This is a genomic window from Arthrobacter sp. CMU6 (genome assembly GCF_059090205.1).
Map to the genome: position 1 here is coordinate 31,596 of NZ_JBNHFL010000007.1, position 26,633 is coordinate 58,228.

A 26,633-nucleotide genomic window follows, 5' to 3' on the forward strand; every position below is an offset into this window, starting at 1 on the left:
GTTACTCCCGGCAAACGGCGCTAAAATGGGAGCTTGGCCCAACGGCCCCCACTATTCAGACGGCCACGGAGGGTCATGATTAACACACTTGCAGAGCGCATCCGGGGACTCGCCTCGCTTTTCTGGCGCGAGGTGGCGAAGTTCGGTGCCGTGGGCGGTGTGGCGTTTGTCATTGACAACGGGCTGACTTATTACCTGATGCACGGACCCATGACGGACAGCGAGGCCAAAGCCCGCTTCGTAGGCGCCACCGTCGCCACCATCTTCTCCTGGATCGCCAACCGCCTCTGGACGTTCCGGCACCGCCGCCAGGCCAACGTGCTCCGCGAATTCCTGATGTTCATCCTCATCAACGGCATCGGCATCGGCATCTCCACCGGCTTTACGGCCCTGGCGAAGTATTCGTTGGGCGTCACCGACAAGAACATGCTCTTCGCCGCGGGCATCGTGGGCATCCTGGTGGCCACGGTGGTCCGCTTCTTTGCCTACCGGTTCCTCGTCTTCAACCAGGAACTCGACCAGGAGCCGGAGTTCTCGCACGACCACGAGATCATCGAGCTCCACCACCACACCGCCCAGCGGGCGGAGCGTGTCCTGGAACCGGACCTGGACGACCCCGAGCGGCCCGTCCGGCGCAGCTAGCCCGGTCCAGCCGAGCCAGCTCCGTCCGGCCGAGCTTGTAGTTCACTCGCCGTGGATGCGCTCGGCGGCCAGAAGCTTCTCTGTCAGCTCCACGTCGCCATGGACCAGGACCACCGAACCGTCGCTCTTCCACGCGCCCAGGGCGTTGGCCAGCGCCGCCTCGAGGCCGTCGGCCGCGCGCACCAAGAGCCGCGCGCTTGGTTCGTGTCCGGCGGCAAACTCTGCCAGAAGGGCTTCATGCCGGACGGCGGCCCCGTCTGAGCTGCGGACCGCAGGAGTCCCCGGGTCGGGGTCGTTGTGGGCCATAAACACGTCAGCGTGGGAGCGGACCTCGGCGGCATAGTCGAGGACTCCGGCGGGCAGATCGCCTGGCCACCGCATCGCCAGGGCCGGCAGCGGAACTGCAATGACGGCGTCGAACCCGTTCTCTGCGGCGTCCGGCTCCGATGTGGCGAGCAGATCCGCGTCGCCCGATCCGAGCACCACTTCCATGCCCAGCTGCCAGGCGGCGAGGGCCCAGATGATGGATTTCCAGTGTGCGGGCAGGTCCAGGCGCAGCCGCATTCCGGGCTCGGCGTCGAGTTCGTCCTGGAGCAGGTTGCTGGTCTTCGCGACCCAGTTGTCCAGGACGCGCCCGGAGAGTTCCACCCGCTCCGAGTCGGGGCCGTACCAGGTCAGGCGCGGCGAGGTGGAGTGGCCCGAGCGCAGGGCCGTCATCAGATCAGTGGCCGGGATGTTCATGGCTTCATCTTGCCACGCCTTTTTGCGTGATCTCCGGCACAACAGTTTGTAACGTTGTTTGTCTTAATGTGCCTGGCGGCGGCAGAATTGCCGGAATTGAACGCGCGGCAGGCGTGATACTAAGGTTGCTGTCAAATTCCGTGCGGCGGCGCGCGGAGTGGGGAAAATAAATCCCGGGCGTGGCGCGCCTGCTGATTAGCCCCGGCATTGATTATTATTCCGTCGCGGCTTGACTCCCTCCTACTTACACGCGTGTAATTAGGTATTGAAAAGCCGCGGCGAACTCCCAGGGACACCACGTAGTGTCCCGGACGTCGGGCCGGGGGCCGCACTACTCAGGAGGGGACGCCATGGGGCAAGCGGAGCGTATGCATGATGATGCTGTTGTGGCCGGCCAGGCCACAGCAAAGTACAGGTCACGGGGGGTACCCAGCGACTGGTACGTGGATCCGGCTGATCCGGACGCCGCAGAGCGGTACAACAAGGACACGTCCGCCTCGCTGCAGGACCAGGCCACGGCCTTCCTGGCCCAGCATGACGCCCTCCAAAACGAGTCCCTGCTGGCCGGTCAGCCGGAGCAGGACGAGGACGTTTTTGATGCCCCGATGGAGATCCGCAGCCCGGCATCCTCCACGCTGGCCCAGCCTGTGTGGATCGGGTTGCCGCTCGGGCAGGATTTCGACGACGAAGGCGAACTCGGGTGGCAGACCGATGCACTGTGCGCCCAGACAGATCCGGAGGCTTTTTTCCCGGAAAAGGGCGGTTCCACGCGGGACGCCAAGAAAGTCTGCGGTGCGTGCAGCGTGCGGTCGCAGTGCCTGGAGTATGCGCTGGCGAATGACGAACGGTTCGGGATTTGGGGTGGCCTCTCCGAGCGTGAGCGCCGACGGCTGAGGAAGCGAGCGGTCTAATTCTTCAGGAAGTACACGTCACTGCCGTTGTGGTAGCCCACAACGGCAGTGACTATCTGCCCAGGACACTTTCAGCGCTGGCCGCGCAGACCCGGCCGGCGGACACCGTGATCGGGGTGGATACCGGCTCACAGGACAACTCGGCTGCACTCCTCCAGCGCGCCATCGGCGACGCCAACGTCATTACCGCCAATGGCGGCAAGACGGGGATGGGCGGCGCCGTGCGGGCCGGCCTGGCCGCCCTTGCCCCATGGAACCGGCGGGGCACGCAAGACCAGTCCGAGTGGATCTGGCTGCTGCACGATGACGCGGCACCCGCACCCGAGGCGCTGGCTGAACTGCTGCACGCCGTGGAGCGTGCCCCCTCCGTGACAGTCGCAGGCTGCAAGCAGCTGGACTGGAACGCAAGGCGGCGTCTGATCGACGTCGGGCTGTCCACCAGCCGCTGGGCAGAGCGGCTCACGCTGATTGAGGCGGACGAACTTGACCAGGGGCAGTACGACGGACGTTCTGACACGTTCGCCGTCAATTCCGCTGGCATGCTGGTCCGGCGGGACATCTGGGAACACCTGAAGGGGTTTGACCCCGCGCTCCCCGGCACCGGCGACGACGTCGACTTCTGTTGGCGGAACCGGCTGGCCGGGCACCGGGTGGTGGTGGTTCCCAGCGCGAGGATGTTCCACGTCTCCCACCGGCCGCACGCCTTGGGCACGGCCTCGGCCGCACGCCGGGCACAGGTCCACCTGCGGCTCAAGCACGCTCCGCTGTGGGCGCTGCCGCTGCACGCCGCCGGCGCCCTCTTCGGAAGCCTCCTCCGGCTGGTTTTCAGTATCGCAGTGAAGGACCCCGGCTACGGCTTCTCCCAGCTCCTGGCCACCGCGGCAGCCCTCGCCAGGCCGGCCGCCCTCGCCCGCGGGCGGCGCAACGCTGCCCGCACCCGCCGCGTCCGCCGCTCCGTGGTCAAAGCCCTGCAGACCGAACGGCGCGAAGTGTGGGGCCACCGGCGCTCCCTGATGGAGGCGCTCGGCGCGGACGACGCCCGGGCCTCCGAGGACAGCAATGACCCGCTGGAGGAACAGCCCAGCGGCGATTCCACAGATGACTTCGCCGCCCTGTCCACGAACGAGCGGGGCTGGGTGGGCAACGGTGCCGTCGCCGCGGTGATCCTTGCCAGCGTGGCGTCTTTCGCCGGCCTTGCCGCGCTTTTCCAGGCCGACGCCGCCGCCGGCGGAGCGCTGCTGCCGGTCTCAGCCCGGCTGCAGGACATCTGGCACCACGCCTCCAGCTGGTGGATCGGACTGGGCGCCGGACTTCCAGGCCACGGCGACCCCTTCGGCTACGTCCTCTGGATCCTCGGCCTGCTGGGCGGCGGCAACGCTAACGGTGCCGTCATCTGGCTCCTCCTGCTGGCCATGCCGCTCTCCGGCCTGGCTGCCTGGTTCGCCTCCGGTGCCCTGACCTCCTACCGCCGCTTCCGGTTTGCGGCTGCCCTGGTCTGGGCGGCGGCGCCCGCCCTGCAGGTGGCTGTCAACCAAGGGCGCGTCGGCGCCCTGCTGGCGCACCTCATGATGCCGCTGCTGGTCCTGGCACTGCTGCGGGCAACCGGCTCCGCGCTCGGACGCGGCCGCTTCGCCCCCGTTCCGGCCGGGAGCCCCGCGGATCAGCCGCCGGCCAAGCCCGGCGTCAACGGCACGCCGTCGTGGACGGCAGCCGCAGGCGCCGGACTGGCGCTGGCGGTCATCACGGCCGCCGCCCCCTCGCTTCTGCTGCCGGCCGCCGTCGGCATTATCATCCTGAGCCTCCTGCTGGGGAGGCGCGGACGCACGCTCTGGTGGGCGCTCCTGCCCAGCGCTGCACTGTTTGTGCCGTTTGCGCTGTCCACCCTCGATCGGCCTCGGGCACTCCTGGCCGACCCCGGACTGCCGCTGCCCTTCGACGGAGCTCCGGTATGGCAGCAGATCCTGGGCCAGCCGCTCAACTTCGACCCCGCCGGCGGTCTCTCCGGGATGGCGCTCTTTTCAGGGGGCTCAGTCCCGTGGGCGCTGCTGCTGGCCCTCCTGCTCGGGGCCCCGCTGCTGGCGCTGGCCGTTGCCGCGCTCTTTGTTCCGCTTCGGGTCCACCCGGACCGCCGCGGCCGCATCGCCAGGGTCCTCTGGGCCGCGGCGCTGCTCGCGCTGGCCGCCGGATGGCTGGCAGCGCACGTCGCCACCGGGGCCGGCACCCAGGCGCTCGTGGCGCCTTTCACCGGTCCGGCCGTTTCGGCTGCCGTGTTTGCGCTGCTGGCGGCGGCCATCATCGGCGCCGACGGCCTGCTGACGCTTGCCGCTCCCGGACCTGACAACGAGTCCGGTGGTGCCGGAGTGCGTCACGGCGCCGTCGCCCGCAGTGCCGCGGCGCTGGCGCTGGTGCTCCTGATCGCCGGGCCGCTGGCCGGGCTGGCGGCCTGGACGGTTCAAAATGTTGTGCAGCCCGCCGACGCCGCGGTGCACGCTGACACGGCAGACCTCGGGGTGCCCCGTCTCGTTGGCCCCACGGACCCGCGGACACTGCCCGCCACCGCCGTGGACCGCGGCGAGGGGCCGGAGCAGACTCGGACGCTGCTGATCAGCACGGGCGAGGACGGAACCTACAGCGCCACTCTCATGCGCGGACGGGGCACCACGCTGGACAGCCTCTCAACCATCGCGGCGGCCCGGGACATCATCGGCAGCCCTGGCCAGGAATCGGTCCGCGACGACGACCAGGTCACCGCCGCGCTGCGCACCAGCGTGGCCACCCTCGTGGCTGCCCGTGGCGTCGACCCGCGGCCCGAACTGGAGCGGCTAGGCGTCGGATTCGTCGTCCTGCGGGCCGCAGACACGGCAGCCCAGCTGACCGCCAGCCGGATGGACGCGGTTCCCGGGCTGACGGCCGTGGGGCCCACCGATTCGGGGTGGCTCTGGCGCGTGGCACCGCTGAACGACGCCGTCCTGCAGCCCGCCGACATCGCCCACCGCGTGCGCATCGTCGACAGCAAGGGCGCCACGATCGGGCTGGTTCCCTCGGATCTGACCGGGGCCGAGGCCTCGGTACCCAAGGGTCCCGAGGGCCGGCTGCTGGTACTCGCCGAGCGGGCAGATCCCGGCTGGACCGCCTGGCTCGACGGCCGCAAACTGACATCCACCACCTCCGGCTGGTCCCAGGCCTTCACACTGCCCCCGCAAGCCGGCCAGGTGACCGTCCGGTATGACAGCCCGTGGGCGCTCTGGTCCGGCATCCTCCAGGCCGCCGTCATTGGCCTGACTGTCCTGCTGGCCCTCCCGATGCCCGCCCGGCGCCCCAACACCGGCCTGTCCAGGGACGAAGGCTCCCTGCGTAAGGAATACCAGAATGCATGAGGAAGAGAACGACGCCGGGACTCCTGCCAAGCGGGTCAGCGGGCCGACAGGCCGGGCCACTCAAGGAAAGGCTTCCGGGAGCAGCGTTTCCCGCAGCAGCGCTTCCGAATCCCGGTCCGGCGGTGCCACCCGCATAACCGGGCGGCGCGGCATCGTTGCGGGGGTGCTCTCCGGCGTGGTCATCCTGGCCGCCGGCGGAGGAGTTGTCGCGGCAACCACCCTGGCGCCGCAGCCATCGGCAGCCAAGCCGCTGGAGGCGGCGGAAGCGGCTGTGCCGGCCGGCAGCGTCCAGGACGTGTGCCCTGCTCCGGCGCGGCTCCTCGAAGGGACGCCGGTCGGGACGGACCCCCAGTTCAGCCCCGAATCGGCCACGGCCAAGAGTGCGGTGTCCGCGGCGGTGGTCAGCTCGGCCGGCGGCACTGTCCCCGGCAGTGCGCTATCCGCGCTGAAGGGGTCCGAGCTGCGGCGGATCGCCAAGGCGCCCGCCTCGCCGACGGCCCCCGCCGGCTCCTCCGGAGTGCTTGCCGGTGTGATCGAGGGGGAAACCGTGGATGGTGTCAGCGTGCTGTCCGCGGACGCCCTCGCCAACCGGCAGCCGGCGGCGGCAGCCCTCATGGCCTACACGGCAACTGACGGGGACCTGCAGGGATCGGCGGCGGCCGCCTGCCAGGCGCCCTCGAACGACCTTTGGCTCAGCGGCGCCAACACCGCGGTGGGCCGCAGCAGCGTCATCAATCTCACCAACGCCTCCACCACCCCAGCCACGGTGAACCTTGAGCTGTACGGAAAGGCCGGCCAAGTCAAGGCTTCGGGCAGCCGCGGCCTGCTGGTGGGACCGAAGTCGACGCGCTCGATCGTCCTGGCCGGTCTCGCGCCCGGTGAAGAACGGCTGAGCGTGCACGTCCGAAGCTCGGGCGGACCCGTCAGTGCCTTCATCCAGCAGAGTGTGCTGCGCGGGCTGACCTCCGGCGGCGTGGATTTCATCGCACCGGGCACTCCCGCGGCTCCGTCCCAAGTGATGACGGGAATCGACATCCAGGACGCCGGGGACGTGACGTCACTGACCGGCGAGTCGGGTTTTGACGACGCCGGACCGTCCCTGCAGATCACCGTTCCCGGCCCGTCGGATGCCGTGGTGGAGGTCAAACTGTTTGGCCGCGCCGGGCAGCAGGCGCTCCCGGGCGGAGGCGTTGTCACGGCCAAGGCGGGCAGCGTCACCGAGGTGCCCCTGGGCGGCGTTCCTGCCGGCAAGTACACCGTTTCCGCCGCGTCGGACGTCAACATCGTGGCCGCCGCGCGCGTGAGCCGGGGCCTGAAGGCCAGCCAGAGCCTGGACTTCGCGTGGTCACCGGCCGCCGCCCGGCTTGGCAGCCAGCACGTAGTTCCGCTTCCGCAGGGCGGGGAGCGGCAACTGGTCTTCGGCGCCCTGGACGACAGGGCCACCATTTCCTATACCCCGATCACGGCGGACGGGAAACTCCGCACCGCGGCGACCGCGGACATCGCGGCCGGCACCACCACAACCCTCAAGGCAGCCGACAACATCGGCGGTTCGGCCGTCGTCGGTTACCTGGTGTCCGCCTCCGGCGGAGCGGCGTACGGCACTGTGCTGCTGGAACGGGAGGGCCGGAACGATGTGTCCGCCGTGGCCATCGCTCCGGGCGCAGAGGGCCAGGAAAAAGTACCGGTGACGCTGGGCTACTAGCCGAGGACGGGCGCCGGCGGTGAAACCCGGCGGATGAAACCAGGACGGGGCCCGGGGTTGGTAACCCGGCCTAGTAGCGCCGGCGGTACACCGGGTCCAGTGTTTCCGGGGCGACGCCCAGCATTTCGGCGGTGTGTTCCACCACCACGTCATGCACCAGGTCCTGGAGTTCCTCCTTGACGGGGCAGGCCTGTTCCACCACGCGGCGGTACAGCGTGATGATAGGGCCTTCGTCCTCGGTGGCGGGGGTGTAGCAGCCCAGGGGAGCGGGCGAGCCGTCGGCCACCAGCTGTTCCAGGTTCGGCGGGATCTCGTCGACGGCGAACCGGACGCCGTCGAGCGGCTTGCCCCAGATGTCATGGAGGCGCTGGGCGGAGTCCATGACGAGTTCATCAAACCGGTCCGAGCGGCTTCGGTAGCCGGGGAGCGTGGGCAGCAACAGTTCGCCCCGGAGGCCGCGGCCGTGCCGGTTGCGCCGGCGCTGTGTGAAGCTCCGGCCAGCGGGAGTCCCGGCAGCGTCCCGGGGCGTTTCCGGGTCAGCCAACCGGACCGTAAAGCCCGAAGCATGGTGCGATGACTGCATATACAGACTTTAGACCCGCCGAATGATTTGCGCGACATAAGCGGACCGGAGCCGCACTGCCGTGGCGCGGGCCGTCCGTCAATGTCGGGAAATCGGCCGGAGGCGGAGTATTCTGTGTTTTCGTGGGTGCAATACGTCAGTGTTCCAGGTCAGCCTGCCGCCAGTCTGCGGTGGCAACTTTGACGTACGTCTACGCGGACTCGACGGCCGTCCTCGGCCCGCTGGCAACCTACGCGGAGCCGCACTGCTACGACCTCTGCGAGCAGCACGCCGGTTCGCTGACCGTCCCGCGCGGCTGGGAAGTGCTACGGCTCGCCATGCCCTCGCAGCCGCCCCAGCCCGGTCCCGACGATCTTCTCGCCCTGGCCGACGCCGTCCGCGAGGCGGCGACCCGGCCGGCGTCCCCGGCGCCGGGCCAGCGGCCCGCCCACTCGGCGCTGGAAGCGCCCGCCGCAACCGAAGGCACCCGCCGTGGCCACCTGCGCATCCTGCGCGAACCGTCCTAATTCTGCACAAACCTTCCCCATACCGAACTGGCGGTAGGCTGGAAGCTGAAATCCGTCAGCCACAGCGCTTGTGCCCAGCAGGGAGCATCCACCATGCCAAAGATCAGTCCTGAACTGTTGTCCGTTCTGCGGTGCCCGGTCACCGGATCGGCTCTGACCCAGGAGGGCGAGGAACTCGTCTCGACGTGGGTGGCCGAGGGCGGCGAACGGCTGCGGTACGCCATCGAGGACGGCATTCCGCTGCTCCTTCCCCCGGAGCTTCGCGCCGCAGCCTCGGCCGCCCGGTCAGACCAGCACGACGGCGGCCCCGCAGCGGCCGCCCCCACCGCGTAACACCCAGCCAGCACCGCAGAAGGCTCGACGCCGGACACAGCAAAGGATTCCCATGACGTTCGATTACAAGGTTGCCGACATCTCCCTGGCCGAGGCCGGGCGCCACCAGATCCGCCTCGCCGAGCACGAGATGCCGGGGCTCATGTCGCTGCGCCGGGAATTCGGACCCAGCCAGCCTCTCAAGGGCGCCCGGATCGCCGGATCGCTGCACATGACCGTGCAGACCGCAGTGCTCATCGAGACCCTCACTGCACTCGGCGCCGAGGTCCGCTGGGCCTCCTGCAACATCTTCTCCACCCAGGATGAGGCCGCCGCCGCAGTGGTTGTGGGCACCGGCACTGTGGAGAACCCGCAGGGCGTTCCCGTGTTCGCCTGGAAGGGCGAAACCCTGGAGGAATACTGGTGGACCGCTGAGCAGATCCTCACCTGGCCCGGAGCGGAGGTGAACCCCGAGCTGGGCCCGAACATGATTCTCGACGACGGCGGCGACGCCACGCTGCTGCTGCACCGCGGCGTGGAGTTTGAGGCAGCCGGCGCCGTTCCGGCCGCGGCAGCCAACGACCCCGAGGAATATGGGATCGTCCTTGACGTCCTGCGCCGGACGCTGGCCGAGGACCCCAAGAAGTGGACCCGGCTCGCCGCCGGCATCCACGGCGTCAGCGAGGAAACCACCACGGGCGTGCACCGCCTCTACCAGCTCGCCGAACAGGGCAAGCTGCTCTTCCCGGCCATCAACGTCAACGACTCCGTAACCAAGAGCAAGTTCGACAACAAGTACGGCATCCGGCACTCGCTGCCGGACGGACTTAACCGGGCCACCGATGTCCTCATTGGCGGCAAGGTCGCCGTCGTCTGCGGCTACGGCGACGTCGGCAAGGGCGCCGCAGAGGCGCTCCGCGGCCAGGGCGCCCGCGTGATCGTCACCGAAATCGATCCCATCTGCGCACTGCAGGCCGCCATGGACGGCTACCAGGTGGCCAAGCTGGAGAGCGTCCTGGACCAGGGCGACATCTTCATCACCACTACGGGCAACAAGGATGTCATCATGGCCGAGCACATGGCCGGCATGAAGAATAAGGCCATCGTGGGCAACATCGGCCACTTCGACAACGAAATCGACATGGCCGGCCTCGCCCGGATCCCCGGCATCCGCAAAGTCGAAATCAAGCCCCAGGTCCACGAATGGGTCTTCGGCGGGGACGCGGCGGACGATACCCGATCCATCATCGTCCTGTCCGAAGGGCGCCTGCTGAACCTGGGCAACGCCACGGGCCACCCGTCGTTCGTCATGAGCAACTCCTTCGCGAACCAGACCATCGCACAGATCGAGCTGTTCACCAAGAAGGACCAGCCCGAAGGCGAGCGGGAATACGAAAACCAGGTCTACGTGCTGCCCAAGATCCTGGACGAGAAGGTGGCACGCCTGCACCTCGACGCCCTGGGTGTTGAGCTGACCGAACTGTCCAAGGACCAGGCCGATTACCTGGACGTGGACGTGGCAGGCCCGTTCAAACCGGAGCACTACCGCTACTAGCCACAGGCGTTAATGCAGCACCCCGGCGCGCCGAGGCACGCCACGGCGGCCGGGGTTGGCTCCGCCGTGCGATAAAATTGACTGGTCAGCGTTACCGCTGGGCACACGGACGGATGCCGGTCGGCAGCCCGGTGGGACACGGAGAAACCAGTCATGACGGAAAAGAACAACCGGAAAACCGGCAAGATTATCGCCGTCGTTGCCATTTGCGCTGCGGTTGCCGCCGGCGGTATCGGCGTCGCCACCGCCCCTGGCTGGGCCAATCCCGCACCGCAATCCGAGGCCTCCAGCCCGGTCCGCAACGAACCGGGCCTGGCCACCCCCGTGGTCAAGGCCGTGGAACTGGGTGTGACACCGCTCGACGGCGCCAAAGGCGTAAATCCCGCGGTGGCGCCCTCCGTCAAGGCGGTCAACGGCCGTGTCCAGGACGTTCTGCTCGTGCCGGCCGCAGGGGGAGAGGCCGTCAAGGGCACTGTCAGCGCCGACGGCAGCACGTGGACGGCCGTGGATCCGCTGCTCTTCAACACGCCGTACGACTACAGCTACACCATCGTGGATGAGGCGGGCCGGGAAACCAAGAAGGTCCAGTCCTTCACCACCGTGGAGCCCGCCAACGAGGCGGACGCCGCCGTGTACCCGGAGGACGGTGCAACGGTTGGCGCAGGACAGCCCATCGATATCGTCTTCAGCGAACCCGTCGTCAACAAGGCGGCGGTTGAAAAGGCCGTCAAGATCACCGTCTCCTCCAAGCAGCCCCTCGCCTGGCACTGGTACTCGGACCAGAAGGCGCGAATCCGGCCCGAGAAGTTCTGGGCGTCCAACACCCAGGTCACCGTGGACATGAAGCTGTTCGGGCTGGACTTCGGCAACGGGATGATCGGCAACTTCAACGCCAAAGTGCAGTTCAAGGTGGGCCAGCAGCGCCTGGCAGTGGTGGACGACAACACCAAGACCATGAAGGTCTACTTCGACGGCAAGCTGGTCAGGACAGCGCCCGTTACCCTGGGTGGCTCCGACTGGCTTTCCCCGTCCGGCTATGCCGTCATCATGGAGCAGGAACGGCATTCGAAATTCAACGCGGGAAGCATCGGCCTGAAGCCCGGTGACAAGGGCTACTACCCTCCGCTGACCGTGGAGTACGCCAACAGGCTCACGTCCTCCGGTGTCTATGTCCACCAGGCCCTCGAATCGGCATGGGGCTACGTGGGCGTATCCAACGTCTCCCACGGCTGTGTCGGGCTGCTGCCCGTGGACGCAGCCTGGTTCTTCAACAACATGAAGTCCGGTGACGTCGTCCAGGTCCTGAACACGGGCGCCGCACCGGTCGAGCCGCTCGAGGGCTACGGCGACTGGAACATTCCCTGGGCCCAGTACGCGAAGCGCTAGAGGCAGTACTAGCTGTCCCCGGCCGCCGTGAAGGGCACCCGGTGCAGCCGTTCCCCGATCCGGTTGCTTTCCGCGCGTGCGGCGCCCAGCCTGCGGAGTTCGCGGACGCGCCGTTCGGCCAGAACGGCAGCAAGGTAGTCGTCGGGGGTGGTCCCGGGCGGCGGTGGCGGTGCCACATATCCCGACATCTCGGTGGCCAGGGCTGCGGCCATGCCGCTGCGCGACAGCGGTGACATCCGCGGCGCCTGGCGCATGAATTGCGCGGCACGCCGTCCCAGGGCATCCGGAATCCGGCCGATGTCCGCGGCTTCGGCCCAGCCGGAGAGGTGCCGCGGGACGACGGGGACGATTGCGGGTTCCACCGGGACCCGGCGCCGCAGTGAATAGGTGCCCGCCACGATGTCACCAAGCCTGCGGGACCTGGCGTCGAAGAGCGCGACGGCGATGGCCACGCCGCCGAAGGTCAGGTAGATCTCCAGGAAGCCGATCAGCGCCCTGATGACCGCATGGCGGAACCGGATGGCCCCGCCGTCGTCACGCACGATCCTCAGCCCGGCCGCCAGTTTCCCGAGCGAAAGGCCCCGGGTCAGGGTCTCCACGGTTGCCGGGATGATCACGAAGCACAGGACCACGCTGACCAGGGTGAGGGCCCCGGCAGCCGCCCCGTCCACTTCATCCCGGGCGGCGCCCATTGCCATCAGCATTGCTACCAGCAGCGCGGAATGCACCACGACGTCGAGAATCAGACCGAGGGAGCGGGCAGCGAAGGACGCCGGGCGGAGTTCGAGGACGACAGCCTCGCCTGTGATGAGTGGACTCAATTCCTGCCCCGTACGTCGTTCCGGCCACCGGTCGCCTAAAGTCTAGTTCTCCGCAGGCTAGGGTAGGAGCGTGGACATGGACGCCTTCTCCGCCGTCAACTCGGACACATGGTCGCGGCTGCATCACCTTGCGAACAAGCGGCGCCTCAGCGGTTCCGACGCCGATGAACTGCTGCGCCTGTACCAGGTGACCTCCGCCCACCTCTCCCTGCTGCGTTCCACCGGGCCGGAAAGCGGCCTGTCCGCCTCACTGTCCGCCACACTGGCGCAGGCGCGCACCCGCTTCACCGGTGCGCGGTCCAATTTCATGGAAGACCTGGCCCAGTTCTTCGTGCTGTCACTCCCGGCCGCTTTATACCGGATCCGCTGGCTGACTGTGGCCTGCGGCGCCGTGTTCTGCCTTGTCGGCTGCGCTTTCGCACTGTGGATTGGCACCTCGCCCGAGGCCGTGCGTGCCGTTGCCACGGAAGCGGAAGTCCAGCGGTATGTGGAGGAGGACTTCATCGACTACTACTCGGAGAATCCGGCGGCGTCGTTTGCCGGTGCCGTCTGGACCAACAACGCCTGGATCAGCGCCCAGGCCGTGGCCCTGGGCATCACCGGTTTCTGGGTGCCCATGATCCTGTTCGCCAATGCGCAGGGTGTGGGCGTGGCCGCGGGGATGTTTGCCGCGGTGGGGAAGATCGACGTGTTTTTCAGCTATATCCTGCCGCATGGCCTGATGGAGCTTACGGCGGTCTTCGTGGCCTGCGCGGCCGGGCTGCGGATCTTTTGGGCCATGGTCTCGCCGGGCGCCCGGACACGGTCCCGCGCCGTCGCAGCGGAGGGCCGGTCCATGATCACAGTGGCGCTGGGCCTGGTTCTGGTGCTGTTTGTATCGGGCCTCGTCGAGGGATTCGTGACGCCCAGTACCTTGCCGGTGTGGGCAAAGGTCAGTATCGGCGCGGCGGTGCTGGCGGCATACTGGTTGTATGTGCTGGTCTGCGGGGGACGGGCCTACCGCGCCGGCGCCCGCGGCGACCTGGGCAGCCAGGACGCCGGCTACACCGAACTTGCAGCCTGATTTTCTCCCCCGCCGAATATTCGACGCGGGTGGCGGGGTGGCACATCGCGGTGCCGGAGCGGCTGACGGTAGGCTCTTGGAGAGATACAAAGCGCTGCCTGGCCCCGGCCTTGCCGATGGCCACGGAGCGTGGACGCCTACGGAAGTGAAGCTGCAGTGAAAGACAATACTCCGACACCGTCCGGACGCCTTGATCCGCGGCTGGATCCGGCGGCGAGCCCCGCCCTGGATCCCGTGGAGGACACCGACGAGCCGGCGTTTGAATGGATGAAGCCCGCGCCTGCAGCCCGCGCCGGCGAGGGGGAGGGTGCAGCCGGATCGCAAGCACGTCCGGCGTCCGGTCCCGCCGCAAACCCAGCAGCGGGTTCCGCAGCCGGCCAGCCGGAAAGCCGTGCCGGCCGCAAGGCTGCTGAGGCGGCCGCCGCCGAGAGCGCCGAACCCGACCGGAATCCGGAGGCCGCCCGGCCGTCCGGGTCCTCCTCCATGGGCACCCACTACAGTGAGCCGCTACCAACATCCGCCCTGCAGGTCCGCCCGCCGCAGGAGGAAGTGGAGCGCCGCAACGCCGAGCGCGAGCAGGCAGCCAGAGCCAAGCCGGTGCTGCCCCGGTTCCTTCAGGTCCTGCTGGCCATTTTCTATCCGGTGATCCTCCTGGTCCTGGCCGTGCGTGCCGTGACCAGCCCGCTTTTCCTTTGGGCTGAGTACCACCGGCCCGGCTTCCCCGGCGACGGCTACGGCTTCAACGCGGACGACCGCATGACCTACGGCTCCTACGCCGTGGACTACCTGAGCAACTGGTCCGGCCCGCGCTACCTGGGCGAACTCGTCAACCGCAGCGGCGAAAAGCTGTTCAAGGACGGCGAGGTCAGCCACATGGCCGACGTGAAACTCGTCTTCCTGTCAGCCTTCGGGGCCGGGGCACTGCTGGTCCTGGTCAGCATCATCGCGATCATCTACCTGCGGCGGCGCACGCCCGGCGGAGTGCGCCGGGGGCTGTTCGCCGGCTCCATCGTGACGCTCGTGCTCATCATCGGGCTGGGCACGCTCGCCGCCCTCGGCTGGCAGCAGTTCTTCACGGAGTTCCACCGCATCTTCTTCTCCGCCGGCTCCTGGACGTTTGCGCTGGAGGACACGCTCATCCGGCTCTTCCCCGGGCAGTTCTGGATCGACGCCGGACTGGTGATCGCCGCGCTTGTCCTGATTACCGCTGTGGTGACGCTGATTCTGACCTGGCCCACCCGCAGGCGCCGCGGGCTGGCACCGGCACGGAAAGGCCGCAAGGGTGGCGGCGCGGACGGCAGCGACGCGAAAGACGACGCCGGCGACGACGCCCCGGAGGCAGGCACCGAACGGCCCGTAAACCTGTAGCAGCTTTCCGTCGGATGAGCCTGCTCAGCCGTACAGCTGCTCGATTTCCGCTGCAAAGTCCCTGACGACGGCCGCCCTCTTGAGTTTGAGGGAGGGCGTCAGGTGCCCGGACTCCACGGTGAAGGCTGCGTCCAGGACCCGGAACTCGCGGATGGATTCGGCCTTGGAAACCAGGCTGTTGGCCTGGTCCACCGCTTCCTGGATGGCACTGCGGACCGCGGGGTCCGTGCGGGCCTCCGCGCGGCTGAGCAGCGGAACACCACGCGCCGTGCACCAGTGCTCGAGGCCTTCGGGGTCGAGGCTGACCAGGGCTGAAACGAACGGTTTCCCGTCACCCACCACCACGGCGTGGCCTACCAGCTGGTGTTCGCGGATCTTCTCCTCAAGGGGCCCGGGAGCGACGTTCTTACCGGCAGCCGTGACCAGCAGGTCCTTCTTGCGGCCCGTGATGGTGAGGAACCCGTTGGCATCCAAAGAGCCCAGGTCCCCGGTGCGGAAAAAGCCGTCCCTGAATGCCTCGGCGTTGGCCGCCTCGTTCGCGTGGTAGCCCTTGAACACGCCGATGCCGCTGACCAGGACCTCCCCGTCCTCGGCGATGCGGATGGTGGTCCCCGGGGCCGGGATCCCCACCGTGCCCACCCGGGTGAGGCCGGCGGTGTTCGCCGTGCAGGGCGCGGTTGTCTCGGTCAGGCCGTAGCCTTCGAGCACGGCGATCCCGGCGCCCCTGAAGAAATGCGCATCGCGCGCATTCAGCGGGCTCGCGCCGGAAACGGCGTACTTCATGTTCCCGCCGAACACCTGGCGCAGCCGGGGGTACACGAGGCGGTCGAACAGGGCGTGCTGCGTCCGCAGCATGGCGCCCGGACCGCTGCCCTCGCCGCGCGCGGCGGCGTCCAGGGCTTCCGAGTAACGGACGGCCACCCCCGCGGCGGCACGGAACAGCCGAGACTTTCCGGCATCCTTCGCCTTCTGGTCCGCTCCGGCGTGGATCTTCTCGAAGACGCGGGGCACGGCGAGCAGGAATGTCGGCTTGAAGGTTCCCAGGTCATCAAGAAGCTGCGCGTTCCCCGAGGTGTGGCCGAGGGTGACGCCGGCAGTGAGGCACACCACCTGGACGGCCCGGGCCAGCACGTGGGCCAGCGGCAGGAACATCAGGGTCCTGGCGTTCTCCTTCTGCAGCAGTTCGGGCAGGAAGGCCACGATGTTCCGGGCCACGAGGGCGAAATTGCCATGCGTGATTTCGCAGCCTTTGGGCCGGCCGGTGGTGCCGGAGGTATAGACGAGGGACGCCACATCCGACAACCCGGCGGCGGAGCGGTGCCGCTCCAGTTCGGCGTCCGAGACCCCAGCCCCCGCGGCGGCGAGGCTGGCAAGGTTGGGGGCGTCGCCGTCGTAATCCATCCGGACCACCGGCACCAGGCGGCCGGTCAGGACGCTGGAGGCGGACAGGACCTGCTCCAGCAGCGCCGCCTTCTGCTGGTCCTCAACAAAGACCCGACCCGCGCCGGAGTCAGAGAGGATCCACTCCACCTGGCTCGCCGAAGAGGTCTCGTAGATGGGCACGGTCACGCCGCCGGCAAACCAGATGGCAAAATCCACCAATGTCCACTCATAACGCGTGGCGGAGAGGACCCCAACGGTGTCCCCGGGTGCCAGGCCGCCGGCAATGAGGCCTTTGGCCAGCGCCGTGACCTGGTCGAGGAAGAGCCCCGCCGTGACGTTCTGCCAGCCGCTGGCGTCCCGGCGGGCGTAGACAGCGTGCGAAGGATTGTGCCGGTAACAGTCCAGGAGCAGGTCGGTGACGTTGCTGCTGTCCTCCAGTGCAACCATCAGTTCCGTGCTTGCTTCCCTCACAGGCGGGTCTCCATTTTGTTGATGATCACGTCCGGGTTCCACCTGCAATCGTGCCTCAGATCCAGGAAGGCATCCACATTCTGAGCCGCCAGTCCTGGTAGGTGATCATTTCAGCGGTCCAGACCGGGTAGAAGAAGGATGAGACCAGGACCGCGGCCACGAGGAAGAGGGCAACCCCGTACAGCCCGGAACGACGTCGCCACGGCGGGTCGGTGCTTTTGCCCAGCACCAGGCCCAGGCAGTACACGAGCGCCAGGACCAGGAAGGGCTCGAAGGACACCGCATAGAAGAAGAACATTGTGCGTTCCGGGTACATGAACCACGGCAGGTAGCCGGAGCCGACGGCGGCCAGCACCGCCCCGGCGCGCCAGTCGCGCCTGCCCGCCCACCAGAACAAAAGGATCACCAGTGAGATGGCGGCACTCCACCAGATCAGCGGGTTGCCGACGGACAGGATGGCCGAGGTGCAGGAGTTGAAATCGCAGCCGGGGGTGCCCTGCTTGGGGGACTCGTAGAAGAACGAGGTGGGCCTGCCCATCACCAGCCAGCTCCAGGCGCTCGCCTCGTACGGGTGTTCCGAGCTGAGCCCCTGGTGGAACTTGTAGGCCTCGAGGTGGTAATGCGCCAGGGACCGCACGGAGTCCGGCAGCCAGCCCCATTCCGCGCTGGGGTTCGTCTGCGCCCACAGCCGGTAGTAGGCATCGGTGGACCGGAACCACCCCGTCCAGCTCACGGCGTAGGTCAGGGCGGCCACGGGCACGATGCTGACGAACGCCAGAAGCCCGTCCTTGATGATGCCGGCACTGACCCAGCCGCGGATGCCGGCGGTCCGCCGGGCGCTCAGGTCCCAGAAGACCGTCAGGAGCCCGAAGCCGGCCACAAAGAACAACGCCGACCACTTGGTGCCGACGGCCAGGCCCAGGCAGATGCCCGCCGCAACCCGCCACCAGCGGACGCCCAGCCACGGGCCGGACAGGAGCTGGAGCGCTGATGGCCTGCCGGTGGGGGAAGCGGCCGCCTGCCTGCCAAGCCTGGCGGCCAGCCGGCGCCGGCCGTCGTCGCGGTCCAGCAGCAGCGCACCGAACGCCGCCAGGACCCAGAACATAAGGAAGATGTCCAGCAGCGACGTGCGGGACATGACGAGGTGGTGGCCGTCGACGGCGAGCAGCAGGCCCGCTGCCGCCCCCAGGATAAGGGAGCCGAACAGTTTCTGGGCGATCAGGGCGAGGAGCGCGACGGACAGGGTGCCGGCCAGTGCGGCCGCGAACCGCCAGCCGAAGGGGTTGTCGGCTCCGAACAGCCACATGCCCCCCGCGATCATCCACTTGCCCACGGGCGGGTGCACCACGTATTCGGGGGTGTTCAGCAGCACGTTGGGGTTGCCGGCCACGAACGCGTCATTGGCCTTGTCCGGCCAACTCCGCTCGTAGCCGCTCACCAGCAGCGAGTAGCCGTCCTTGACGTAGTACGTCTCGTCAAACACGAGGCTGCGGGGGACATCCAGCCGGACGAACCGCAGGATCCCTCCCACGACGGCGGTCAAGGCGGGGACCAGCCAGAACCAGAGCCGGAGCGACGGCGGGTAGTCCCGCCAGGTGCGGATGCCGCCGATCAGGCGACGGGTGAGGGCATCTGCCGTGAATGCCTCCGAGGGGCGGCCGATCCAGCGCCTCGCGTGCGGACCGCGGCCTTCCGAGGCGGGTGCTAAAGCCGGGGTACTTGCTGGTTCGGCCCCGTCAGGCCGCACGGAGGTCTGCGTCACGAGCCCATGCTACCGTTTGCGGCTCCCTGGAACTTGGGGGGGCGGGAAGGCCGGGCGGCAGTAGGCTGGATCCGTGGACCATGATGCAAGCACCGCCCCCGACAGCAGTTCCGACACTTCCAGCAGTGCAGAACCGGCCAGCAGTGCAGAACCAGCCGGCACCGCCAGCGGAAGGGAGCAGGACCTCCGCAGCGGTGGTCCGGGACGGATCGTCCTGGCGGCAACACCAATCGGCAATGTGGGGGACGCCTCGGCAAGGCTGGTGGAGCTGCTGGCCACGGCGGACATTGTGGCGGCTGAGGACACGCGCCGCCTGCACCGCCTGGTGCAGAGCCTGGACGTCGCCGTGAGCGGGCGGATCATCAGCTACCACGAGCACAATGAGGCCACCAAGACCGCGGAGCTCCTGGAACAGGTCCGCGCCGGCAAAACCCTTGTCATGGTCACCGACGCCGGCATGCCCGCGGTCTCCGACCCCGGCTTCCGGCTCGTCGAGGGCGCGGTGGCCGCCGGGCTGACGGTCACGGCCGTCCCCGGACCGTCGGCCGTCCTCACCGCCCTGGCCCTGTCCGGCCTGCCCACCGACAGGTTCTGTTTCGAAGGGTTCCTCCCGCGGAAGGCCGGCGAACGCGCCGCCCGCCTCGCGGATCTCGACGCCGAACGCCGCACCATGGTCTTCTTTGAGGCGCCGCACCGGCTTGAGGCGATGCTGCGGGCGCTGCACGAGCGCTTCGGCCCGGACCGGCGCGCGGCGGTCTGCCGGGAGCTCACCAAGACCTACGAGGAAGTCCTCCGCGGCTCACTCCGCGAGATGCTGCAGTGGGCTGAGACCAGCGAGGTGCGCGGCGAGATCGCCGTCGTGGTGGCAGGCGCGCCGGAGCGTGCGCCCGGCACCCCGGAGGACGGCGTCGCCGCCGTCAACGAACTCGTGGCCAAGGGCGTCCGGCTCAAGGAAGCCGTGGCGGCCGTCGCCGAAGAAACCCGCGTGAGCAAGCGGGAACTGTATTCTGCCGTACTCGCAGCGCGGTGACATTCCCGGTCCGGTGACCGCGTCCCGGCCTCCGGTGTACCGTCCGGTGACGCCGCCGCGGCGGTGCTGATGAGCCGGTTGCAGCCGCCCGGCGCCCTGCCAGAGCCGGCTGTGCAGCTGCACAACGAATGCCACGACGGGCAGTGCGCGGATGCGTAGACACTGCCGAGACGCGGGCAGTACCGTGGCATTAATCCAGCCAAGCAAGCAGCGGGCGGCAGGCGGCGGCGAGCCGTGTGCAGGAGCTGCGCATAACCGGCAATCCGATTGCTGACGAGGGAGTCACCGTGTCTGTCACTACACAGTCCACTGCTACCGCAGAACGCGAAAGCGCATTGCTCGCGTCTGTTCCCACCGGCCTGCTCATCAACGGCGAGTGGCGTCCCGCGGCGTCGGGCAAGACGTTCGACGTTGAGGATCCCGCCACGGGCAAGGTGCTGCTGAGCATCGCCGACGCCTCAGCCGAGGATGGTGCCGCTGCCCTGGACGCGGCCGCCGCTGCGCAGGAATCGTGGGCGAAGGTGCCGCCGCGGGAGCGCGGCGAGATCCTGCGCCGCGCCTTTGAACTGGTCACCGAGCGGGCCGAGGACTTCGCCCTGCTGATGACCCTGGAAATGGGCAAGCCGCTGGCCGAAGCCCGCGGCGAGGTCACCTACGGCGCCGAGTTCCTGCGTTGGTTCTCCGAGGAGGCCGTGCGTGCCTTTGGCCGTTACTCGGTCTCCCCGGATGGCAAGTCCCGCCTGCTGGTGACCAAGAAGCCTGTGGGCCCGTGCCTGCTGATCACGCCGTGGAACTTCCCGCTGGCCATGGCCACGCGCAAGATCGCCCCTGCCGTCGCCGCGGGCTGCACCATGGTCCTGAAGTCCGCGAACCTCACGCCGCTGACGTCCCAGCTGTTTGCCGCCGTCATGCAGGAAGCCGGCCTGCCCGCCGGTGTCCTGAATGTCATCCCCACCTCGACAGCCGGCGCCACCACCGGGCCGCTGATCAAGGACTCCCGGCTGCGGAAACTGTCCTTCACCGGGTCCACCGAGGTGGGCCGCCGCCTGCTGTCCGACGCCTCCGAGACGGTGCTCCGGACCTCGATGGAGCTCGGCGGCAACGCCCCGTTCGTGGTGTTCGAGGACGCCGACGTCGATGCCGCCGTCGCCGGCGCCATGCTGGCCAAGCTGCGGAACATGGGTGAGGCCTGCACCGCCGCGAACCGCTTCATCGTGCACGAATCCGTCGCGGACGAGTTCGCGGAGAAGTTCGCCGCAAAGATGAAGGACATGACCACCGCCCGCGGCACCGAGCCCGAGTCCAAGGTCGGCCCGCTGATCGACGCGAAGAGCCGGGACAAGGTCCACGAGCTCGTCTCCGACGCCGTTGCCTCCGGCGCCACCGCCGTCCTCGGCGGCGGACCGGTGGAGGGCCCCGGGTACTTCTACCAGCCCACGATCCTCAAGGGCGTGACCGAGGGAACCCGGATCCTGTCCGAGGAGATCTTCGGCCCGGTCGCCCCGATCATCACCTTCTCCTCCGAGGACGAGGCCGTGCGCCTGGCCAACAACACCGAATACGGCCTCGTGGCCTACGTCTTCACCAAGGACCTCAACCGAGGCATCCGGATGGGCGAGCGGCTCGAGACCGGCATGCTCGGCCTGAACGCCGGCGTCATCTCCAACGCCGCCGCACCCTTCGGCGGCGTCAAGCAGTCCGGCCTAGGCCGTGAAGGCGGCCTCGAAGGCATCGAGGAATACCTCTACACCCAGTACATCGGCATCGCCGACCCCTACGCCGGCTGATAAGTCAGGCGCAGGATAGAACGACAAAACGCACTGGCCCGCAGGAATCCTGCGGGCCAGTGCGTTTTTCGCGACGGTGGCTGTCCGGGCGTTTAGCGGGCCGCAGCCCGGACGCTTGCGTACTCCTCGCGGGAGACCGGCGTGGCGTCCGGCGATCCCAGCTGGTGGAGCGGAATCCGGTGCGTCTCCTTGGCGGACCAGGCCGCTATCGCCCCAACGACGGTGATGCCGAAGCAGATTGACCCGACGGTGAGCGGAACATTTGCCGAACCCGGGGGAGCGACCACCGCGAAGAGGCTCGGCAGGAATGAAGTGATCAGGAGCCCGATGTTCTGGGAGATGGCGAACCCGGTGACCCGGGTGCGGGAAGGGAAAAGCTCCTGGAAGAAGCTGGCGAAGGTTGCGTTCCAGACCTGGTAGAGCGTGCCCCACATGAAGATCGCCAGGACGATGGTCAGCGGCACGTTATTCTGGCTGACCGCGTAGAGGTACCCGTAGGCCAGCGCGCCGGAGCCCAGTGAACCGACGATCATCAGCGGCCGCCGGCCGAACCGGTCCGAGAGGTCGCCGAACCAGGGGATGAGCGCCAGGGCGATGACGTTGGCCAGCACCGGAATCCAGAGGTAGACAGTGGTGCTCATGCCGATGCCGTACCCGGGCTGTGTGGCGTAGGCTGCGCCGAAGACCGCCACGGTGACGCCGACAACGTTAACCAGCGTCATGCAGACCGCCCGCACGACGTTCAGCCCGCTTTCGCGCAGCACCTGGACCACCGGCATTTTGGAAACGTGTTTCTGCGCTTTCTCCTCGACGAAGACGGGCGTCTCCTCGACGCGGCGGCGGATGATGTAGCCGGCGAACACCACCAGGTACTCGAGGGCGCTGCCCACCCAGCCGCTGGCGGCAGCCTTCCTGGTGCTGCTCGTCCGGTGCGTGCCGGACTGTTGCGGTTCAGCCGAAGTCCGCAGCTTGTGTGTGTCGCTCTTCATGTCGTCCTCCTTTGGACAATCGTCGGCCCCGCCGGATTCGCCCCGTCACTGGGTGTCAGATCAGGTGGGAGGATGCGCCCCGCGCCGTAATGGCGGCTGCGTCCAAGGACGTTTTGTCTTGTCTCCCAAAGCTTTGAATGACCTTTGGAATGCGCTTTCCCGATCCTCGAAGATAAGGTGTCGGCGGTCACATGTCAAACGTTGGGGGTGTCGGCTGGTCGGCGGGCAGGGCGCTGGCCTTCCCGCAGGCGGCTAGCCCTCCCGCAGGCGCCGAAGGCCGCTGCGGGTCCTGCGCCACAGTACCGAGGCGGCGTATCCCGCCAGGCGCACCGGCCGGCCCAGGGCGTGGAAAGGCCGTCGGACCACGTATCCCCAGCGGGAGAGGACCGACGGCGGCAGCCAGTCGGCGCGGATCCGGCGACCTATGCCGGCGTTGCGGCGTAGCGCCCGCCGCACCTGGCCGATGTGCTCGGCGGCGGTCTCCTCCGGCAGGCCGGGGCGCGTGCCGTCCTGGGCCGCGGGCCGGCCGTACTGGTGCCGCTCATAGGCATCAGTCAGGACCGTCACGGCGTGGACGGTCTTGGCCTCGGGCCCGTTTCCGCTGCCGGCGTCTGATCCGCCGCCGGTGTCCGACCCGCTGACCGGGGCCGGCTCTGCCCGCAGGCGCAGTGCCGGCGAGCCGCGCAGCCGGGCCGAGAATGACCGCGGGGTCTCGCTCGGCTCAGGACGGACGCCGTAGTCCATGGCCAGGCCCTGGAGCTCCGACCAGACGAGCGGCGGCTCGGCCAGCCGGTTCCTGCCGGTGCCAGTTCCCCTGAGGCGCCTTGCCCGGATGCCTCCGCGCACCAGGCGGGGTGAGGCGGCCAGAAGGACCAGCAGCAGAACCCCGGCTGCGGTGTAGAGTGCGGGCGCCAGCTGGTTCCCGGCGTCGGCCGTTCCGCCCCCCGGCAGGGGCAGCGGGGCGGGCGCCGGTGCCGACGGTGCCGTGGCGCCGTTGCTGGGCACCAGGCCGTCATTGTTCTGGTCGTTGGTGCTGGCGCCGCCTGAGGCGGAGGAGTCCTGCGCGTAGGGCGGCACCACGCCACGCGAGGGGGTGGGTTCAAAGGGAACCCAGCCAAGTCCCTGGAAGTACAGCTCGGGCCAGGCATGGGCGTCACGGGCGTCCACTTCGAACTCCGGGAGCGCCCCCTGGCCCGCAACAGACACCGTGGCGCCGGTTTGCCTGCCCGGGGCGTAGCCGACTGCGATCCTGCTCGGGATGCCTTCGAGCCGCGCCATCACCGCCATGGCGGAGGCGAAGTGGATGCAGTAGCCACTCTTCTGGTTCAGGAAATCGGCCAGGACTGACAGCCCGTTTCCGTCATACCCGCCCTGGACCGGTGACTGCAGGGAATAGGTGAAGTCCGGACCGCGCAGGAACCTTTGGATCGCCATCGCCTTGGCATAGGCTGTCCGGCTGTTTGCGGTGACGGATTCTGCGGTGGTCCGGACGATGTCCGGAACGTTCGACGGCGGCCGGATGAACTCCTCGGGGACGCCCTGGACGGGTGCGGAGGATGCGTCCAGCAGTTCCGTGGTCAGCTTTGGCACCGAGGACTGCACCAGATACTGCTGGTCCCGGGAGTTGGTGTCCGTGCCTTTGATGCTCAACGTCGCAGGGTCCCAGCTCCACCGTCCGGTCAGCCCGTTGACGGATTCGGGGGCGTACGGGACAGGGAGGTAGGGGCTGGTGAAGTCCCCGGTGTTCACCACCGTCACCTGCCGGGTCTGTTCGGGAGCCAGGATCTCGTGGCCCACGTCCATCCGACCTGTGCCTGCCCGGCGGCTGGCATTGCGGTCGTCCGGGGACCAGGATTCGCCGTCGAACCTGTCCACCGTGACCGATCGCAGGTAGAGCGGCGTGGTGGCGGTGGTGGCATAGGTGATCCGGCCCTCGCCCGTCGGGGTGCGCAGGCTGTTGCCGAGGCTGATCATGGGATTAAGTCCCGTGGCTGTACCCCAGGGGTTCAACCGGGAGCCCTGCGGGAACGTGCCCTGGTCGAACCCGGGAACCACAAGCTGCAGCAGCAGTGTGACCACCAGAGCCACGGCTCCGGTCAGGGTGGCCCGCCTGATCTGGCCAGGGTTGCGGGCCGTGTCCGCCTGCGTCCGCGCATCGGGGGCAAACCACTGGCTGCAGGCAAGGATCGCCAGATAGCCGCAGGCCGTCACCACGAATCCCAGCCATCCCACGCTTTGGGGCTTGATCATGGCCGGAACAACCAGCACCGCCAGCAGGCCGAGTCCGCTCGTGGCGGGCATTCCCAGCGGGAGGGCCAGCGCATCGACGAGGATGACGACGAGTCCCAGCGCGGCGCACGTGACCAGGACGATGCCGGCGTTGGGCGCCACCGGAGAACTCTCGGCCAGCACCGTTTCGCTGGCCCGGCGCAGGTGCCTGCCCAGCGCCTCGAAGGTGGCCTGCGAGGGGAGGAAACCTGCGATGCTGTCGCGACGGAAGAACGTGAACGTCAGGATGAAGGCCAGGGACACAAAGCCGCCCGCAGCCACCAGCACAGGCGCGGCACGGAACGTGCGGAGCAAGGCCATGGTCAGCGAGACCACCACCACCGTGGTCAGGACCGGAAGGAACCACGCCCATCCGCGAAGGACGCCGTTGAGGGACAACGACGCGCCGCAGACGGACAGCGCCACAGCGGCGGACATGACCCAGGGAAAGGCGCCGGCTCCAAACCTTCCGTTGCCGGGTGATGCCGGAGCGGGCTGCGGCTGGGCATCCGCCTCTGCCTGCCGTTGTGGTGCCAGTGTCATCGCCCTACCTCCGCCCCGCGGCGGACGTCCGCCGCAGCCGTCCACATCGCGGCATCGCCTTCGTCGAAATACATCCAGGCGGCCGGGAGCGAGGTGGAGGCCTCGACGGCAACAGCGCGCCAGCCTCCCAGCCGCAGGGCCTCCAGCACATCGTGGCACTCCGCGGGTTTGTCCGTGATCACCATCGCAAAGGCGTTGGCGGCGTAGCCCGCCGCCGGGGCGAGCGCCCGCGCCTCCGCGAGTGAAATCTTCCCGAGGAGCGCCAGAACCGGGCCGCGCATCCGGTGGGCCGCGAGTTTGTCCATGAGCCGGTCGTCAAAGACGGCCGGGGCCGGGTCGGCGCTCCCTGCATGCTCGCGGCGGGCCGTGTCGTGTTCCCTGCGCGCGTGGTGCGGACCCGTCAGCTGGATCGCTGCGAGGCTTTCGGCGATCGACTGGAGGCCGGCCGCGGTGCTGTACTCCTCGTTCTCCGGTTCGGGGGCCGAGGACGAACGGTGGAAGGCCGGCTCGCCCGCGGCGTCCAGGAACCGCAACGAGTAATTGAGCTCGGCGAGGTGCGCGCCCACGGACATGGCCGCCGTCACAGCCCACTCAAAGGTGTCGCTGGTGACGAGGTCACTGCCATCGTCACCCGGGCTGCCGAACACGGAGCCGTGGCCGGACGGATGTGCCACGAACCGGTGGTCCAGGATGACCGTGGCCTCCGGTGTGGTAACCGACTCCTCCTGCCGGACCATGAGGGCGCCGTGCCGGGCGGTGGCCGGCCAGTGCACCCGCCGCATCGGATCGCCGTGCCGGTACTCGCGCGTCATGACGTCGTCGTCGCTGGGATTGGCCCTGGTCCTGGTGGCGGTGATGCCGTCGTTGCCGCGCGCGCCGGCCAGGCCGGTGGACGGGAGTTCGACGGCGGCCGGCGTCACTGTGAGGGTGTCGCCGTCGTCGATCGAATGCCTGTGCAGTGACAGCCCGAACGGATCCGTGAACTCGGCCGTGACGGGGCCGATGGTGAACTGTCCGCGCTTTCCCGACCGCAGGTGGTACTCGTAGCGGCTGGTGCCGCCCGAGGCGGACCTGGCGGGAAAGCGGAAGGCCGGTGATTCACCGAATCGCGGCGGCAGCCGCTCCTCCATGATGACGCGTCCTGTGCCCAGCCCGGTCCGGGCAACGGCGAGCCGGACCGTGGTGACAGAGTCGGTCTCGACCGTGGAGGGGCTGAATTCCCGATACACCCGGAACCGCGGTTTGACCACCCTGATGCCGGCCAGTGAAACGAGCGGGAGGACAACCAGCAGGACGCCGAGGGCCAGAAGGTCGCGGCGACCCATGACCTGGGCGCAGAGCAGCGAGACGGCGCCTGCCGCCAGGAGTCCCCAGCCCCGGGAGCTGAAGAGATGTCGGGGGAGGTTGTCCAGCAGTGCCACGGCGGTTTC

20 protein-coding genes are annotated in these 26,633 nt (G+C 68.5%); 12 read left to right on the forward strand and 8 right to left on the reverse strand.

The genetic code is table 11. The annotated features are described in order from the left end of the window. Positions 1-75 precede the first annotated feature (75 nt). Complete coding sequence (locus AC5RWD_RS06565; protein WP_494019242.1) at positions 76-642, forward strand: GtrA family protein; 567 nt, start codon at positions 76-78, stop codon at positions 640-642. Between the two features lie 42 nt (positions 643-684). On the opposite strand, the gene AC5RWD_RS06570 is transcribed toward AC5RWD_RS06565, so the two are convergent. Continuing rightward, positions 685-1,383 (reverse strand): TIGR03089 family protein, encoded by a 699-nt coding sequence (locus AC5RWD_RS06570; RefSeq protein ID WP_494019243.1) that lies wholly within the window; start codon positions 1,381-1,383, stop codon positions 685-687. Positions 1,384-1,733: 350 nt separating this feature from the next. Here AC5RWD_RS06570 and AC5RWD_RS06575 point away from each other — a divergent pair, with 350 nt between their 5' ends. From AC5RWD_RS06575 to AC5RWD_RS06585, 3 genes are read left to right on the forward strand one after another with little or no spacing between them, the layout of a single operon-like run. Next, positions 1,734-2,294, forward strand: coding sequence for a WhiB family transcriptional regulator (locus AC5RWD_RS06575; protein WP_494019244.1), 561 nt, complete (start codon positions 1,734-1,736; stop codon positions 2,292-2,294). A gap of 29 nt (positions 2,295-2,323) precedes the next feature. Further along, positions 2,324-5,671, forward strand: coding sequence for a glycosyltransferase (locus AC5RWD_RS06580; protein WP_494019245.1), 3,348 nt, complete (start codon positions 2,324-2,326; stop codon positions 5,669-5,671). Continuing rightward, entirely contained in the window at positions 5,664-7,376 is a 1,713-nt protein-coding gene (locus AC5RWD_RS06585; protein WP_494019246.1) for a DUF5719 family protein, read from the forward strand. Before AC5RWD_RS06580 ends, AC5RWD_RS06585 begins: the two co-directional genes overlap by 8 nt. A 70-nt stretch (positions 7,377-7,446) precedes the next feature. Here AC5RWD_RS06585 and AC5RWD_RS06590 read toward each other — a convergent pair whose 3' ends face one another. Further along, positions 7,447-7,959, reverse strand: coding sequence for a metallopeptidase family protein (locus tag AC5RWD_RS06590; RefSeq protein ID WP_494019247.1), 513 nt, complete (start codon positions 7,957-7,959; stop codon positions 7,447-7,449). A 122-nt stretch (positions 7,960-8,081) separates the two neighbouring features. Between AC5RWD_RS06590 and AC5RWD_RS06595 the strand changes: the two genes are divergently transcribed. From AC5RWD_RS06595 to AC5RWD_RS06610, 4 genes are all read left to right on the forward strand, one after another. Further along, the gene (locus AC5RWD_RS06595; RefSeq protein ID WP_494019248.1) at positions 8,082-8,465 is read left to right on the forward strand and encodes a DUF3499 domain-containing protein; all 384 of its coding nucleotides are present in this window, start codon (positions 8,082-8,084) and stop codon (positions 8,463-8,465) included. A gap of 93 nt (positions 8,466-8,558) precedes the next feature. After that, positions 8,559-8,798, forward strand: coding sequence for a Trm112 family protein (locus AC5RWD_RS06600; protein WP_494019249.1), 240 nt, complete (start codon positions 8,559-8,561; stop codon positions 8,796-8,798). A gap of 52 nt (positions 8,799-8,850) precedes the next feature. Further along, positions 8,851-10,332, forward strand: coding sequence for an adenosylhomocysteinase (gene ahcY, locus AC5RWD_RS06605; protein ID WP_494019250.1), 1,482 nt, complete (start codon positions 8,851-8,853; stop codon positions 10,330-10,332). Between the two features lie 153 nt (positions 10,333-10,485). Next, positions 10,486-11,718 (forward strand): L,D-transpeptidase, encoded by a 1,233-nt coding sequence (locus tag AC5RWD_RS06610; protein WP_494019251.1) that lies wholly within the window; start codon positions 10,486-10,488, stop codon positions 11,716-11,718. A gap of 8 nt (positions 11,719-11,726) precedes the next feature. Here AC5RWD_RS06610 and AC5RWD_RS06615 read toward each other — a convergent pair whose 3' ends face one another. Then, a complete protein-coding gene (locus AC5RWD_RS06615; protein WP_494019252.1) occupies positions 11,727-12,539 on the reverse strand; it encodes an RDD family protein in 813 nt (270 codons plus the stop codon). Between the two features lie 70 nt (positions 12,540-12,609). Here AC5RWD_RS06615 and AC5RWD_RS06620 point away from each other — a divergent pair, with 70 nt between their 5' ends. Together AC5RWD_RS06620 and AC5RWD_RS06625 are read left to right on the forward strand one after the other, a co-directional pair. Continuing rightward, positions 12,610-13,602, forward strand: a complete 993-nt coding sequence (locus tag AC5RWD_RS06620; RefSeq protein ID WP_494019253.1) for a stage II sporulation protein M — start codon at positions 12,610-12,612, stop codon at positions 13,600-13,602. Positions 13,603-13,758: 156 nt separating this feature from the next. After that, on the forward strand, positions 13,759-14,970 hold the full coding sequence (locus AC5RWD_RS06625; RefSeq protein ID WP_494019254.1) for a TIGR01906 family membrane protein: 1,212 nt from the start codon (positions 13,759-13,761) through the stop codon (positions 14,968-14,970). Positions 14,971-14,994: 24 nt separating this feature from the next. On the opposite strand, the gene AC5RWD_RS06630 is transcribed toward AC5RWD_RS06625, so the two are convergent. Both AC5RWD_RS06630 and AC5RWD_RS06635 read right to left on the reverse strand, forming a co-directional pair. Further along, positions 14,995-16,824, reverse strand: coding sequence for an AMP-dependent synthetase/ligase (locus tag AC5RWD_RS06630; protein ID WP_494019255.1), 1,830 nt, complete (start codon positions 16,822-16,824; stop codon positions 14,995-14,997). 55 nt (positions 16,825-16,879) lie between these two features. Then, on the reverse strand, positions 16,880-18,586 hold the full coding sequence (locus tag AC5RWD_RS06635; RefSeq protein ID WP_494019256.1) for a dolichyl-phosphate-mannose--protein mannosyltransferase: 1,707 nt from the start codon (positions 18,584-18,586) through the stop codon (positions 16,880-16,882). A 73-nt stretch (positions 18,587-18,659) separates the two neighbouring features. Between AC5RWD_RS06635 and rsmI the strand changes: the two genes are divergently transcribed. Together rsmI and AC5RWD_RS06645 are read left to right on the forward strand one after the other, a co-directional pair. Next, positions 18,660-19,616, forward strand: a complete 957-nt coding sequence (gene rsmI, locus AC5RWD_RS06640) for a 16S rRNA (cytidine(1402)-2'-O)-methyltransferase (RefSeq protein ID WP_494019257.1) — start codon at positions 18,660-18,662, stop codon at positions 19,614-19,616. 287 nt (positions 19,617-19,903) lie between these two features. Next, positions 19,904-21,403 (forward strand): NAD-dependent succinate-semialdehyde dehydrogenase, encoded by a 1,500-nt coding sequence (locus tag AC5RWD_RS06645; RefSeq protein WP_494019258.1) that lies wholly within the window; start codon positions 19,904-19,906, stop codon positions 21,401-21,403. A gap of 92 nt (positions 21,404-21,495) precedes the next feature. On the opposite strand, the gene AC5RWD_RS06650 is transcribed toward AC5RWD_RS06645, so the two are convergent. From AC5RWD_RS06650 to AC5RWD_RS06660, 3 genes are all read right to left on the reverse strand, one after another. Then, complete coding sequence (locus AC5RWD_RS06650; RefSeq protein WP_494019259.1) at positions 21,496-22,392, reverse strand: MFS transporter; 897 nt, start codon at positions 22,390-22,392, stop codon at positions 21,496-21,498. A gap of 252 nt (positions 22,393-22,644) precedes the next feature. Further along, complete coding sequence (locus AC5RWD_RS06655) at positions 22,645-25,203, reverse strand: transglutaminase TgpA family protein (protein ID WP_494019260.1); 2,559 nt, start codon at positions 25,201-25,203, stop codon at positions 22,645-22,647. Continuing rightward, positions 25,200-26,624 (reverse strand): DUF58 domain-containing protein, encoded by a 1,425-nt coding sequence (locus AC5RWD_RS06660; RefSeq protein WP_494019261.1) that lies wholly within the window; start codon positions 26,622-26,624, stop codon positions 25,200-25,202. Before AC5RWD_RS06660 ends, AC5RWD_RS06655 begins: the two co-directional genes overlap by 4 nt. Between the last annotated feature and the right edge of the window lie 9 nt (positions 26,625-26,633).